10 protein-coding genes are annotated in these 14,752 nt (G+C 53.4%); 7 read left to right on the forward strand and 3 right to left on the reverse strand.

Translation table 11 applies throughout. The features are described from left to right. The first annotated feature begins 116 nt into the window (after positions 1-116). Together clpB and ABJ205_RS03755 are read left to right on the forward strand one after the other, a co-directional pair. On the forward strand, positions 117-2,690 hold the full coding sequence (gene clpB, locus ABJ205_RS03750) for an ATP-dependent chaperone ClpB (RefSeq protein ID WP_348160243.1): 2,574 nt from the start codon (positions 117-119) through the stop codon (positions 2,688-2,690). A 169-nt stretch (positions 2,691-2,859) separates the two neighbouring features. Then, positions 2,860-3,429 carry a hypothetical protein gene (locus ABJ205_RS03755; protein ID WP_348160241.1) on the forward strand — a complete coding sequence of 190 codons (570 nt, stop codon included), beginning with the start codon at positions 2,860-2,862 and terminating at the stop codon, positions 3,427-3,429. 146 nt (positions 3,430-3,575) lie between these two features. On the opposite strand, the gene ABJ205_RS03760 is transcribed toward ABJ205_RS03755, so the two are convergent. Then, positions 3,576-6,584 (reverse strand): TonB-dependent receptor, encoded by a 3,009-nt coding sequence (locus ABJ205_RS03760; RefSeq protein WP_348160240.1) that lies wholly within the window; start codon positions 6,582-6,584, stop codon positions 3,576-3,578. Between the two features lie 769 nt (positions 6,585-7,353). On the opposite strand from ABJ205_RS03760, the gene ABJ205_RS03765 reads away from it, so the two are divergent. From ABJ205_RS03765 to ABJ205_RS03775, 3 genes are all read left to right on the forward strand, one after another. Next, positions 7,354-8,526, forward strand: a complete 1,173-nt coding sequence (locus tag ABJ205_RS03765) for an acetyl-CoA C-acetyltransferase (RefSeq protein WP_348160238.1) — start codon at positions 7,354-7,356, stop codon at positions 8,524-8,526. 53 nt (positions 8,527-8,579) lie between these two features. Continuing rightward, complete coding sequence (locus tag ABJ205_RS03770) at positions 8,580-9,380, forward strand: SDR family NAD(P)-dependent oxidoreductase (RefSeq protein ID WP_348160237.1); 801 nt, start codon at positions 8,580-8,582, stop codon at positions 9,378-9,380. 271 nt (positions 9,381-9,651) lie between these two features. Next, complete coding sequence (locus ABJ205_RS03775; protein ID WP_348160235.1) at positions 9,652-11,916, forward strand: M3 family metallopeptidase; 2,265 nt, start codon at positions 9,652-9,654, stop codon at positions 11,914-11,916. A gap of 71 nt (positions 11,917-11,987) precedes the next feature. Here the strand turns inward: ABJ205_RS03775 and ABJ205_RS03780 are convergent, their stop codons facing one another. Further along, complete coding sequence (locus ABJ205_RS03780) at positions 11,988-12,383, reverse strand: thioredoxin domain-containing protein (protein ID WP_348160234.1); 396 nt, start codon at positions 12,381-12,383, stop codon at positions 11,988-11,990. A 92-nt stretch (positions 12,384-12,475) separates the two neighbouring features. Then, entirely contained in the window at positions 12,476-13,051 is a 576-nt protein-coding gene (locus ABJ205_RS03785; protein WP_348160232.1) for a thioredoxin domain-containing protein, read from the reverse strand. Positions 13,052-13,301: 250 nt separating this feature from the next. Between ABJ205_RS03785 and ABJ205_RS03790 the strand changes: the two genes are divergently transcribed. Beyond that, complete coding sequence (locus ABJ205_RS03790; protein WP_348160230.1) at positions 13,302-14,174, forward strand: crotonase/enoyl-CoA hydratase family protein; 873 nt, start codon at positions 13,302-13,304, stop codon at positions 14,172-14,174. Positions 14,175-14,228: 54 nt separating this feature from the next. After that, complete coding sequence (locus ABJ205_RS03795; protein WP_348160228.1) at positions 14,229-14,705, forward strand: MarR family winged helix-turn-helix transcriptional regulator; 477 nt, start codon at positions 14,229-14,231, stop codon at positions 14,703-14,705. The last annotated feature ends 47 nt before the right edge of the window (positions 14,706-14,752 follow it).

The following is a 14,752-nucleotide window of genomic DNA, read 5'->3' on the forward strand; positions in this document are numbered from 1 at the left end:
GTCAAGCAGTGCTTAGCCTGTGGCTAGGTAAGGGGCTTGCAATGTCTTTTTGCAGACCCACTTACTTGAGTAACACACCTATTGACTTCATAAGGGACCCAAGGGGACCAAATACCATGAATCTTGAGAAATTCACTGACCGCGCCAAGGGCTTCCTTCAGTCCGCGCAAACGGTTGCGATCCGCATGAACCATCAGCGGATTACACCTTTGCACCTGTTAAAGGCGCTCCTCGAAGATGAGGAGGGAATGGCAGCGGGATTGATCCAGCGTGCGGGCGGAGATGCAAAGCAAGCTGTTAGCGCAGTTGATATTGGCCTTTCAAAAATTCCGGTTGTGACCGGCGGCGGCGCACAATCGACACCGGGTATGGATAACGACCTTGTCCGCGTACTCGACGCCTCAGAAGGGCTTGCAGAGAAAGCCAGCGATAGTTTTGTGACGGTGGAGCGGGTTCTTACTGCGCTTGCCACGCAGCCAGAAGTGACAGCCAAAGCGTTGAAGGCCTCTGGCGTCACTGCGCAGGCTCTTAACACCGCAATCGAGGACCTTCGCGGCGGAAAGAAAGCGGACAGTGCCAATGCCGAAAGCACATATGACGCGATGGAAAAGTTCGCCCGCGACCTGACGAAAGCTGCGCGTGATGGTAAGCTCGACCCGGTTATCGGGCGCGATGAGGAAATCCGCCGCACTATCCAGATTCTGGCGCGCCGGACGAAGAACAACCCCGCTATCATCGGTGAGCCGGGGACCGGCAAGACCGCGATTGCGGAAGGGCTCGCACTGCGTATTGCCAATGGCGATGTGCCAGACAGCCTTAAGGGCCGCACATTGATGAGCCTTGATATGGGGGCGCTTATTGCAGGCGCCAAGTATCGCGGCGAGTTTGAGGAGCGTCTCAAGTCGATCCTTGATGAAGTGCGCCATGCCGATGGCAATATCATCCTCTTCATCGACGAGATGCATACGCTCATCGGGGCAGGGGCCTCGGAAGGTTCGATGGATGCATCGAACCTTTTGAAGCCGGCGCTGTCGAGAGGGGAGTTGCACTGTATCGGCGCAACCACGCTCGATGAGTATCAGAAGTATGTCGAAAAGGACCCTGCGCTCCAACGCCGGTTCCAACCCGTCTATATCGAAGAACCCTCGGTCGAAGATACGGTCAGCATCCTGCGCGGGATTAAGGACAAATACGAACTCCACCATGGTGTGCGCATCACGGACAGCGCGATTGTCGCCTCGGCAAAGCTCTCTGACCGTTACATCCAAAACCGTTTCCTGCCGGATAAAGCCATCGACCTTATGGATGAAGCCGCTTCGCGCATCCGCATGGAGGTGGAGTCCAAGCCAGAAGAGATCGAAACGCTTGACCGGCGGATCATCCAACTGAAGATCGAAGAGTCCGCTCTGGCAAAAGAGGACGACAAAGCGTCAGCCGAAAGACTTGAGATCCTGCTTAAAGACCTTGCCGAGCTGGAGCAGGAATCATCGGAACTGACCACCCGTTGGCAGAATGAGCGAGATAAGATCGAAGCAGAGGGCCGAGTGAAAGAAGAGCTCGATGCCGCGCGCCTTGAACTTGAGCAGGCTGAACGTTCAGGCGACCTCGCTAAGGCAGGGGAGCTTTCTTATGGCACCATCCCTTCGCTTGAGAAAAAGCTCGCCGAGGCGGAAGACCTTACCGAAAACGCACTTCTTCGCGAAGAAGTGACTGAGGAGGACATTGCAAGCGTTGTCAGCCGTTGGACCGGCATACCCATCGACAAAATGATGGAGGGTGAGCGCGAGAAGCTGCTGGAGATGGAGAACATTATCGGCAAGCGCGTGATCGGTCAGGTGCAGGCCATCGAGGCGGTCTCAAAGGCAGTGCGCCGTGCACGCGCCGGATTGCAAGACCCAGGGCGGCCACTTGGCTCGTTCCTTTTCCTTGGCCCGACTGGGGTTGGTAAGACCGAATTGACGAAGGCGCTCGCTGAATTCCTGTTTGACGATAATCAAGCGCTTGTGCGCATTGATATGTCGGAATTTATGGAGAAACACTCAGTCGCGCGGCTTATCGGAGCACCTCCGGGCTATGTTGGTTATGACGAGGGCGGGGTACTAACCGAAGCGGTACGGAGGCGTCCCTATCAAGTGGTGCTGTTCGATGAGGTCGAGAAAGCACACACCGATGTCTTTAACGTGCTGTTGCAAGTGCTTGACGATGGGCACTTGACCGATGGGCAAGGGCGCAAGGTCGACTTTTCGAATACGCTCATCATCCTGACCTCAAACTTGGGCTCCCAACACCTCGCTAACCTGCCCGACGAAGGTAAGGTCGCGGATGTTGAAGAGAAGGTGATGGACGTGGTGCGCGGGCATTTCCGGCCCGAATTCATCAATCGTCTCGATGAGATTATCCTCTTCCACCGCCTTGCGATGGAACACATGGCACCGATTGTCAGCATACAGGTGCGCCGCGTGCAGAAGCTGCTTAATGACCGCAAAATCACGCTCGACCTAACCGAAGCGGCGCTCAGATGGCTTGGCCGGGTGGGTTATGACCCCGTCTATGGGGCACGGCCGTTGAAGCGTGCTGTGCAGCGGTATCTACAGGATCCACTTGCTGAGATGCTTATCGAAGGCAAGGTGCCTGATGGCACCACGGTCAAGGTCGATGAAGGCGATGGCGAGCTGAAAATGGATATTTAGGAGGTCAAATCACGGGACCCAATCGATATAACATCTTGAGAATATTGATTGTCTCCGATTTTCTCTCGCAAAATCGGAAACAACATTTGGCCGGATTGCAAAGCTTGGCCGTGCGAATATATTCGTACCGTTTAGATATCCCAATCCTCACCAACAAAAGGGTCCGACAATGACATCCCAAAAAAAGACTATTCTTAAGGTAGGAGTTGCTTCGACGCTGCTCGTATCTGCCGGCGCTGCACTGTCCATGCAGAGCGAAGGCCCGAGTGAAGGCGAGGACGCTGCTCGACCAGAAATCTATTCAGATCTGCTCGCCTGCCGGGCTGTCGTTTCGATCGAGGAGCGAGTGCGTTGCTATGATCAACAGGTTGACGCGTTCTCACGCGCTGAGGAAAGCGGCGAATTGGTGATCGCCGATAAAGAGCAGGTTGAGGAGGCTCGTCGCGGTTTGTTTGGCTTCACTTTGCCGCGGATCGGCCTGTTTGGCGGCGGTGACAAGGATAGCTCTTCGGATGCACAGCTCGATGAAATCGAGGCAAAAGTGATGAGCGCCCGGCGCTATTCAGCGACCAAATGGGAGTTTCGTTTGGATGATGGGTCAGTTTGGCGACAAACCGACGCAAGTCGTTTGTATGAGCCATCTGAAGGCGATCGCATCACAATCAAGCGCGCCTCACTCGGTAGCTTTAAGGCGCGTCTGCAAGGGCAAGGGAATATAAGGGTTCGGCGCCACAAATAACTCACGCTGGCCAGCGACATCGTTGATGAGTTCAGCCTAACCTTGAAGCTCGTACCTTAGAATTGAAGTCGCGAAATTCATAACTGAAACAAAAAAGGGAGGCCGTGATAACGGCCTCCCTTCTTTTTTGTGATTTATCTGAGTGATTAGAAGCTCAGACGAACACCTGCGTAGTAACGACGACCGAAGATGTCATAAACATCCGCAGCTGTGTCAGTACCGGTGACGTTAAATGTCGTGCCCGAAAGCAGGTTTGGAGCGTCGTTGTCAAAGACATTGTCAGCACCAAGGTAGACATCAAACGTATCGTTGATTGACCAGTTGATTTGAGTGTCGAGGTAGAACTCAGCACCCTGAGTAAAGCAACCTGGATCCAAGTCGAAGGCAGCACAGAACTGATCATCTTCTGATGCAGAACCGATATATGTACCAGTCCATGACCAGCGCAGAGGACCCTTGTCGAATGCTACGTTCGCTGTGAAGCGGTTATCTGACGTACCGATTTCACCGTCCGCTGGATCAGCAGGTGCTGTAGTGGAAGGTTGGAAATCATACTGGAAGATATGGTTGTATGAAACACGCGCACTAAGTGTAGCGTCTTCCATGCCCAGACCGTCAAGTCCTGTACGGTAGGATGCAGTAATATCCAGGCCGCGGGTTTCAAGAACAGCACCATTGCTTGAGAAAGCGTTGATGAATTCAATGGAACCTGCACTGTTCTGGCCATCGCCAACTTGGCGACGAATTACCAGATCACAGAATGCTTGGTTACCTTCACCAAAACACTGGTCCAACGTAAACTGACGAGGTGACGAAGCGATCACGTCGGTGATCTCAATGTCATAGTAGTCAGCTGTAATCGTCAGGTTACGCAGCGCATTGATTGAACGCGGAGTGATAACTGCACCAACCGTGAAGGTGTCAGCAGTTTCTTCAAACAGGTTGGGGTTACCACCGTTGAAGCCACTGATGCCCTGAATGTCAGGTTGAGTCAGTGTGAAGATACCGTTCGCTGCGATGTTGGCTGCTACACCTGCATCAGCACGACAGTTGTCACCAGTCGCGCCGCCGCCAGTTGCACCGATGCCTGTGCAAGGATCAGTCAGGCCAGACGGGAAGGTCTGCGACTGAGCGCTGAACAGTTCGCCGACGTTTGGCGCACGTACCGAGCGAGAGTAAGTTCCACGGAACCGGATGTCTTCGACCGGCTGCCATGTACCCGTACCGCTGTAGCTTGTTACAGTTCCAACGGTTGAGTAATCTGCGACACGGACCGAACCACCAACTTCAAGCAGTTCAAAGAACGGAGTGTCGGCAAGAATTGGAACACGAACTTCGACATAACCTTCGATTACGTCGAATTGACCTTCAGTGTCACCAATTGCGTTACCGGCATTCAGACCAGCATTGGTCAGTGCATCCAGATCTTCTTCACTGGTTTCCCTGCGGTATTCAAAGCCACCTGCGATTCCAACTGGACCAGCAGGCAAATCAAACAGTGAACCCGAAATGTTACCCTGTACGACTTGCTGAGTGATGTCCGTTTGGAAGCTACCTTCAGCGTTCAAATATGCCAGTTGCTCAGGTGTGATTGAGCCAACGCCAAAGACGTTGAAAGGCACACAGCCGTCAGCACGAGCATCCGCATCTGCACAGATTGCATCTGTTGTGCTGCCGTCTCCATCAAGATCCATCGTGTCCGTGATTGCGTTAAGAGCAAGACGGGCGTTGACAGTGTTGATCTGACCAGAGGAACGTTGGTTCTCCGTGGTCGTGCCGTAGTTATAGCTAAGATCCCAGGTGAACTGATCATCGAACAGTGAACCATTGAAGCCAACTACGAAACGGAAAGTATCGCGATCGGTGCTGCCTTCGCGTGGACCGAACTCAACAATACGGCGGATGAAGCTGAAGTCGCGCAGCCCATCACCATTGTTGTCTTGCGATGCAGCAACGATGTCAGCTGGAACCAGCGGGTTAATGTTGCCGTTCGCATCTTCAATAGGAACACGACCATCGGACTGGAAGATATCGCCAGATGACAGGAAGAATGGCTCGATTTCACGTGAAGAGCTAGTCTTCGAGTACGTACCTTCGAAGAAGAAGTCTACGCCATCAACAAACTCATAACGGCCAGCCGTTGAGAAGAGATAACGCTCAACAGGAACAGCCAAGGTCCGGAAGAACTGACGGTTGAAGCCATCAGGACCAATCGCTTGACCATCAAATGCAGTACCTGGCGCGTTACATGTTCCGCCGTTTGCAGAGAAGCAAGGACGAAGCACACCGGTTGCAGGGTCAAACGTGAAGTCGTCTGCTGAAGTCGCAGAACCATTTACGTCAAAACGACCCTGTGGCGGACCAGATGAGAAGAACGGTGCGGATGATGTACCGAAGTCTGCTGGATCGCCGGTGAGACGGAACAGATCGAAGTCATCGGTGAAGGTGTTTTCACGCTCACGTGAAAGCAGACCTTCTTCATTTGAGTAACCGAAGTGAACCAAGATGTTGCCGCGACCGTCGCCGCTGTTCACGCCAGCTGTAACGTTGGCCTGATAGCGATTGTCATCACCTTCTTCAGTGATGCCATATTGTGCGTTTGCTTCGATACCTTCGAAATCTTGACGATATACAAAGTTAACAACACCAGCGACAGCGTCTGAACCATAAAGCGCTGATGCGCCGCCAGTCAGAACGTCGACACGCTCAACGAATTGAGTTGGGATCATGTTAAGGTCGACGGTTGACGATCCTGGGAGACCCGCAACTACGCGGCGGCCGTTGATCAGAACGAGAGTCCGGTCTGAGCCAAGGTCGCGAAGGTCGACAGTCGCAACGCCGGTACCTGATGTCAGGAAGGCCGAGTTTGTACGGCTAAGTGCAGGCGTACCAAACGCTGGATTCTCAAGCAGAAGCTCTTGAATGTTGGTAATGCCTGAGTCAGCGATCGCTTGGCTGTCAACAACCTGCAGCGGAGCCGCAGACGTAACTGTTGCCGACGCAATACGCGAACCGGTGACAATGATAGCCTCGCCTTGCTCCGCCCCATCATCTGTGCTTGTTTCGGCGTCTTGCGCAAAAGCCGGCGAAGCGGCCAGTGCAAGACCCAAAGCCAACGGCGCAGCGCTCGCTTTCAGAGTAAAGGTTTTCTTCATGGTGTCTAATTCCCTTAGTTGCCGACATTACGCCGGCAATCAGTCCTAGGTTCACAAAGCACCGCGCGTGGATCACGCGACTTTGCTGAGCGTCAAATGCCTCAAGGTTGGTTTACACCGCAATCGAATTGGCGTTGTTTCGCGAGTTTGAATTATTCATGTATCATTATTGCAACATTGATGCGCGCGCTTGAATGAATCGCTCTGTCCTTGGCCTCTGGCCCGTTGGAGCTGCCGAGGTCGGTGCTCGATAAGACCGGCGCTAAGTCGTATTTGAGGCTGTGCGCAGACCGCAACACTTGTAAAATTGATTAAAGATCAGGGACTAAGGCAAGGACGCTCATCTTCGGTCAGTCGTCGAATGCCGTGCTCTATAGGGGATAGTGCTCAAATCTTGAGGCGCATCCCTTAATGATTGGATGGGTTAGCCGAGTGCAAAGCCCATTCATGCGCGATTGGGAAAAGGAGCGTGCTGGCCCAGAGCCCATCGGACACGAGGCCGGGGCGATTCGAGGCTGGCTGGTCTAGTTTAGCGCACGTTATCCTATGTATAAGGCGTGTTTGCTGCCCTCACTGCTCGATTCAAACCAGTCACGAGGCGCCATGATTTGGTTGAGTCGCCAAACAGAACCAGAAGGCGATTTGGCGACCACCATCTCAAAAGCTGAACATTTGATAGTGTACAGCCAGCTTGATTCCGCAAAGCCTCGCTGCAATAGACGAGTGGCAAAACGCAACGTTTACGTAAACGGGAAGGAACACTGCCGCCATGACAACTGCATATATCGTTGATGCCGTCCGCACCGCTGGAGGCCGTCGTGGAGGTCGCCTCGCAGGAGTTCACCCTGCCGATCTGCTCGCTCAATCGCTTGATGCGGTCGTTGGTCGCAGCGGCATCGATCCTCGCGCAGTCGAAGATGTTGTTACCGGATGCGTTACTCAAGCAGGCGAACAGGCTATGCAGATCGGCCGGATGGGCGTTCTTGCATCCAAGCTTCTGCCACAATCAACGCCAGCTGTTTCGATCGATCGCCAATGCGGTTCTTCGCAACAAGCCATTCAGTTCGCAGCGCAAGCAGTCATGAGCGGTACGCAAGACGTCGTGATTGCAAGCGGCGTTGAGAGCATGTCCCGTGTACCCATGGGTTCAAACGCGACCTTTCATATGAAGGAAGGGCTTGGCCATTATAAGTCGCCAGGTATCGAGGAAAAATACCCCAAGGTGCAATTTAGCCAGTTCATGGGCGCTGAGATGATCGCCAAGAAGCATGGCATGACAAAGGATGAACTCGACGCATTCTCTTTGAACAGCCACGTCAAAGCAAAGGCGGCGACTGAAGCGGGTGTGTTCGAAAATGAGATCGTTCCTGTCGAGATTGAGACTCCGGAGGGCAATGAGATGCACACTGTGGATGAAGGCATCCGCTTTGATGCAACGCTCGAAGGGATTTCCGGGGTTAAGTTGATCGATCCACGCGGCATGGTGACTGCGGCAAGCGCAAGCCAGATTTGTGATGGATCATCGGCTGTACTGGTGGTTTCCGAGGAAGCGCTGAAGGCTCACAACCTCACGCCGATGGCGCGTATTCACAATCTGACTGTCACAGCAGGCGATCCTGTCATCATGCTTGAAGAACCTCTGTTTGCGACTGACAGAGCACTTGAGCGCGCGGGCCTCAAGATCGGCGACATCGACCTATATGAAGTGAACGAGGCTTTTGCGCCTGTTCCTATGGCGTGGCTTAAGCACACGGGCGCGGATCCAGAGAAGCTCAACGTACATGGCGGCGCCATCGCATTGGGTCATCCGCTTGGCGCATCAGGTACCAAACTGATGGCGACGCTTGTTCACGGACTTAAACGACACGGTAAGAAATACGGTCTTCAAACGATGTGTGAAGGCGGCGGAGTTGCCAACGTGACCATCATCGAAAATCTCTAATCACGCTTTTACAAATTTGATCCCCAATATCGAAATCCCAGAGAGGAAATCTAATGGAAGTTTCAGCTAACACCCCTGCCGTTGTTACCGGCGGTGCATCCGGCCTTGGCGCAGCGACTGTTCGTGCGCTCGCAGCCAAAGGCGCAAAAGTCGCAATCTTCGACATGAACGAAGAAAAAGGCGAAGCGATGGCTGCTGAAGTCGGCGGCATCTTTTGTAAGGTCAACGTGACCAGCGAAGAAGAGGTGGATGCAGGTTTTGCAAAGGCGCGTGCGGCCCATGGGCAAGAGCGTATCCTTGTGAACTGCGCCGGGATCGGCAATGCGATGAAAACTGCCAGCCGCGTACGCGACGAAAATGGCGGTCTTACTGGCGAAACAAAGCACTTCCTGCTTTCAGCATTCGATTTCGTGATCCAAGTGAACCTTGTCGGCACCTTCCGCTGTATCGCAAAATCAGCTGCGGGCATGCTGACGCTTGATCCGATTTCTGAAGACGGCAATCGCGGCGCGATCGTAAACACCGCATCTGTGGCAGCAGAAGACGGTCAGATGGGCCAAGCTGCATACTCTGCATCCAAAGGCGGCGTTGTTGGCATGACATTGCCGATTGCTCGTGACCTTATGAGTGAAGGCATCCGTGTGAACACGATCCTTCCGGGCATCTTCGAAACCCCGTTGATGAATGCAGCGCCACAGAAGGTGAAAGACGCTCTGGCTGCTTCGGTCCCGTTCCCAAAGCGTTTGGGTTATCCTGGAGAGTACGCCAAGCTTGCAATGACCATGATCGAAACCGCTTACTTTAACGGCGAAGATGTGCGTCTTGACGGTGCGATCCGCATGGCACCGCGTTAAAGTTCACCTCACCATAGAACAAGAGAACCCTCGGCGTTTCAAAGTGCTGGGGGTTCTCTTTTTCGTAGGCTCTACATGTTCCTCCTCGAGAGTCGAAGGGCACAGGCCTGATATGAAGGAACGCAGTCGCGCGGTGATGGGCAAATAAGCGCTCATTAGCCATTCAAGTTGCTTTGCACAAAGCAACATTCTAACAGTCTTGCAGACACAAAAATACGCGCAGCTTTGTCACGCGTGTTTACAGTTCAATTCAATGAGAGGTCGCCCACATATGACGCGCAAACTCGCTTCTTTCGCCCTATCTGCATCCACCTTTGCTCTTGCCGCCTGTGCAACGACGGGTGAGGACGCTCCCTTCAACGCCACTGTCGCCGACGCGAAACCGATCCCGCATTCTGCGCCAGCCGCCGCAATCCCTGAGGGGACAGGTTATTTCGCATCGGACAGCACGCTGCCATTTATGGCGCCTGACTTCACCAAAATCAGTGAAGACGATTACGAGCCAGCGTTCGAACAGGGCATGGCGATCCAAGCTGCCGAAGTTCAGGCGATCATCGACAATTCTGCCGAACCAACCTTCGACAATACTATTGTCGCGCTTGAAAAATCGGGCCGCATGCTGGGCCGTGTCGCGCGCGTCTTCTTCCAGCTCACCGGTACAAACACCACTGACCGTCTTGATGCGATCAACACAGAAATCAGCCCCAAGTTGACTGCGCACGGCGATAGCATCACGCTGAACCCTGAACTCTTCGCCCGCGTCAAAGCGATTTATGACAATCGCGCGTCGCTCGGCCTTGACCGTGAAGACACAAAGCTTCTCGAAGGCACCTATGACGGCATGGTTCAAGCAGGCGCCCTTCTCACCGAAGCTCAAGTTGAGCAGGTCAAAGCGATCAACTCGCAGCTTTCCAAGCTGACCACCGAATTCGGTCAATCAGCCCGCGGCGCGATGGCAGATCAGCCGGTGCTCTTTGATAGCGCGGATGACCTTGCTGGCCTTTCAGAAGGTGACATTCGTTCAGCGGCCGATTTTGCGACAAGCCTTGGCCACGAAGGCAAATATGCCATCGCGCTGCAAAACACGACGCAGCAGCCGTTGATCCCGGCGATGGAAAATCGCAGCAGCCGCCAAAAGCTGTTTGAAGCAAGCTTTAAGCGGGCCGACGGAAATACCGATATCGACACTCGCCTGCTGATCGCTCGCATTGCTGAGCTGCGTGCAGAAAAAGCGGGTATCTTTGGCAAGCCTGATTGGGCGACCTACACCATGTGGGACCGCATGGCTGAAAAGCCCAGCACAGCTCTTTCATTTATGGAGCAAATGGTTCCAGCATTGGCCGCGACACAGCGCCGCGAGGCCGCTCTTCTTAACAATGCAATTGCGGCTGATGGCGGTGATTATGAAGTGAAGCCTTGGGATTGGTATCGCTATGCCAACCAGATCAAAGCCGAACAGTTCGACCTCGATGAAGATGCGGTCATGGAATATTTCGTCCTTGATAAGGTGCTCGAAGACGGCGTCTTCTACATGGCTGAGAAGCTCTACGGTCTGACCTTTAAACGCCGCACTGATCTTCCAGTTTATCACGAGGATGTGTGGGTTTACACCGTGTTCGAGGCCGATGGCAGCGAGCTTGGCCTGTTTTATTTCGATCCATTCCAGCGCCCATCAAAACGCGGCGGCGCATGGATGAGCAATTTTGTCGACCAAAGCTATATGTGGAACACAAAGCCGGTCATTTACAATGTGCTCAACATCCCCAAAGCGCCCGAAGGCGAGCCGCAGCTCGTCAGCTTTGACTGGGTGAACACAACCTTCCACGAATTTGGCCACGCGCTGCACGGCTTCTTCGCCGATCAGAAGTATGAGACCCTTTCAGGCACCGCGACTGCGCGTGACTTTGTGGAGTATCCAAGCCAGGTCCACGAAATGTGGATGGTCTGGCCTGAAGTCCTCCAGAATTACGCGAAGCACTATGAAACGGGAGAGACCATTCCAACCGCGATGGTTGAGAAGATCGAAGCCGCTTCCAAATTCAACCAAGGCTATGACTTTGGTGAAGTGGTAACATCTGCACTCCTCGATATGAAGTGGGCCGCGCTCACCAAGGAAGAAGCCGCCGCGCTTGATACGCCAGAAAAAGTGGACGCTTTCGAACGGTCTTCGCTTAAAGAATTGGGTCTTGAGATTGATCTCGTTCCGCCGCGGTATCGCAGCACTTATTTCAACCACATCTTCTCATCACCTGCGGGCTATTCAGCTGGCTACTATAGCTATCTGTGGACCCAGATGCTGGACCATGACAGCCGCAGCTGGTTCCGCGAGAATGGCGGGCTTTCTCGGGAAGCGGGCCAGCACTACCGCGACACCGTTTTGAGCCGCGGTGGAACGATGGATTACTTCGAAATGTATCAGAACTTCGCCGGGCGCAAACCCGATGTGAAATATATGCTTGATGCGCTTGGCCTCACAGGCGGCAGTGATAATGATGCAAAAGCGCCAAACGATGATGGGGCAGCAGGCGGCTCTTAAGCCCCCACACAAACTGACATAGGAAAGGCCCCGCCCGTGACGTCACGGTGCGGGGCCTTTTCAATATGAGATTAGTCTAGGACGGTTACGCCGCCAGCGGACGGTGCAATGGCGTTCTGTTCTAGCAATTGCTCCAGAAGAGCTGTCACTTGTGACGGTGTACGTGCATTCGTCATATTGGCGATGGGTTTGCCGTTTACGATCGCATAGACAGTCGGCATCGAACGGACTTGATACTGCTGAGCGATGAATTGTTGTTTATCAACATCCACCATCACCAAATCCACGCCCCGCTCTGCATATTCAGCTGCCACTTTTTTGAGAACGGGCGTTAGCTGTTTGCAGGGGCCGCACCATTCGGCGAAGAAGTCCAGAATCACCAATTTTTCCATTGATGGCGCAACGACAACTCTCCGAAACTCAGAAATTGCGTTTTGCTGATCGGTGTTAAGGGCATTGCTAGCCATGTGGGTTCCTTAGCTGTGCTGTTTTTTGAGGATTCAGCGTATTATGAAAATTGGTTACAGTGAGGGTTCTTGGCACCTTAAGCCCGAAGCAATTAAAGCAGTGGATCGATGATCGCACGCCATTCCTCTAGTGTTGGGTCTTCTGAGAGTTGACCAACCAAATCAGAGGAGTTCAGGAAGAATGTGGGCGTCGCCCATACACCTTTCGTCGAAGCAAATCTGATCGGGGTGCGAGCGTCGGTATAGATCTCATTTGTGTCAATCAGACCAAGCATTCGCGCTTTATCAAAGCCCGAAAAATCATAAGCATATTGAGCGATTTGTTCGATCAAATCCTGATGAGTTTTGTCGCGAAATTCACTGTTATAGAACTCATCCTGACGGGCAAAGAGGTAACTGCCAAACTCGAAAAATGCCTCGTCATCATCTCTCGCCAAGGCAAAGATTCCTTTGCTGATGTCCCATGACTGGCGGTGATTGCTTAGCGTGATCAAATGCACCGCAAGGCCAATTTCGCCAGAAACGTAGTGGTCTTTGATTGCGATCAGTGAGGGCCAAGCTCGTTTGGAATGCGGGCATTGGATGTCAAGGAAGGCGTCAACTTGGATGGCCGCGCTGCGTGAACCATGGAAGAAACCACTGGGTTTGCGGGCGATAGGAATTGGCACGTTGAAACCTCCCAAAGATTGGTTCGAACTCTATTAGAAACGGTCGGCAGCTTGGCAACCCTAGCGAACAAAAACGGCGATCTGGGCCCTGATGAAATTCGCTGTCCTACAACAGAAGGCGCCGCGTAAAAGAGCGCCATGATCTTGTCTCATCCTTCTGTTCGCCGCGTCAGTTTGCGCAGTGATTTGGAAGACAAACTTTTCTCTCCTTGGACAGTGTGCCAAGTGTGTCAAACAGGAGAGACAATTGATGACTGACTACACTCAAATTCTGGTCGACAAGACCGATGGCATCGCGACAATAACATTGAACCGTCCGGAAAAAATGAACGCCTTTACCCGAACAATGGGCGCGGAAATCATCGCGGCAATGGATGACATTGATGCCGATGACGACGTGAGAGCGGTCATCTTTACAGGCGCAGGCGAGAAGGCGTTTTGTGCAGGCGCTGACCTTACACCTGAAGGGGGAGGGCAGATATTCTCCGATGGCGCAGAGGTTGAAAACCTTTCTGACAAGCGTGTGCGTGATGGCGGCGGTTTGGTCACCTTGCGTTTGTTTGAAAGTACGAAACCTTTGATCAGCGCCTGCAATGGCGTGGCTGTGGGTATCGGGGCGACCATGCAACTTGCGATGGATATAAGGCTGGCAGCATCCCATGCCCGTTATGGTTTCGTATTTGCCCGGCGCGGGATCGTACCTGAGGCGGCATCAAGCTGGTTCTTGCCGCGCCTTGTCGGGATCAGTCAGGCGCTTGAGTGGTGTTATTCTGGCCGTGTCTTTGGCGCAGAAGAAGCCAAATCAGGCGGGCTGGTGCGCTCTATCCATGCGCCTGATGACCTCTTGCTCGAAGCACGGGCAATTGCGCGCGAGATTGCGGACAACACATCTGCTGTATCTGTGTCGATGACGCGGGCTATGATGTGGCGCTTGATGAACTTAGATCACCCGATGGAAGCGCACAAGATCGACAGCCGTGCAATCTATCGTCTGTCACGCGGAAAAGATGCGAAAGAAGGCATCGCAAGCTTCCTTGAGAAACGAAAACCACAATATCCGGGCAAGGTAAGCGAGGACATGCCGGATTTCTATCCATGGTGGGATGAGCGTCCCTATGAATAGCTGGTTTGATTGTACGCCTTGCGCACCGTTTAGTTTCCTGAGAAACCGGTTCGCATGACCCAAAGCACAGACTTTCAGCTCGCTGACTTCCTGCCTTATCAGCTCTCGATCACCTCTAATGCGGTGAGCGATCTGATTTCAGAGCGGTACCGTTCGCGGTTCGGCCTAAAGGTTACGGAGTGGCGAGTGATGGCGATCTTGGGCGACAGGGGCAGCCACGGAGGGCAGCTTACGCAGCGCGATCTCACTAAGGCGACTGTTATGGATAAGGTTGCTGTGAACCGGGCTTGTAAAGTGCTTGAAGAACGCGGCCTTGTCGCCAGGGTTGCCAATGAGAGCGATGGCCGCTCACATCTGCTTGCTCTGACAGGCGAGGGGGAGGCAATTCACAGCGAAGTGATGCCGACCGCCCGCGCGACAGAGAGCGAGCTGTTCGATGGGTTTGATGAAACCGAAGTGGCGTCTTTGCGCGCGATGCTTGCAAAATTACGAGCAAAGGCCGGGTCGCTGACGGATCTATCCGGGCGATAGATAAGAAAAGAGCCGGCGCCCTGATGGGACCGCCGGCTCTCTTGATT

The sequence above is a fragment of the Erythrobacter sp. genome (genome assembly GCF_039988855.1).
GTDB lineage: Bacteria > Pseudomonadota > Alphaproteobacteria > Sphingomonadales > Sphingomonadaceae > Erythrobacter.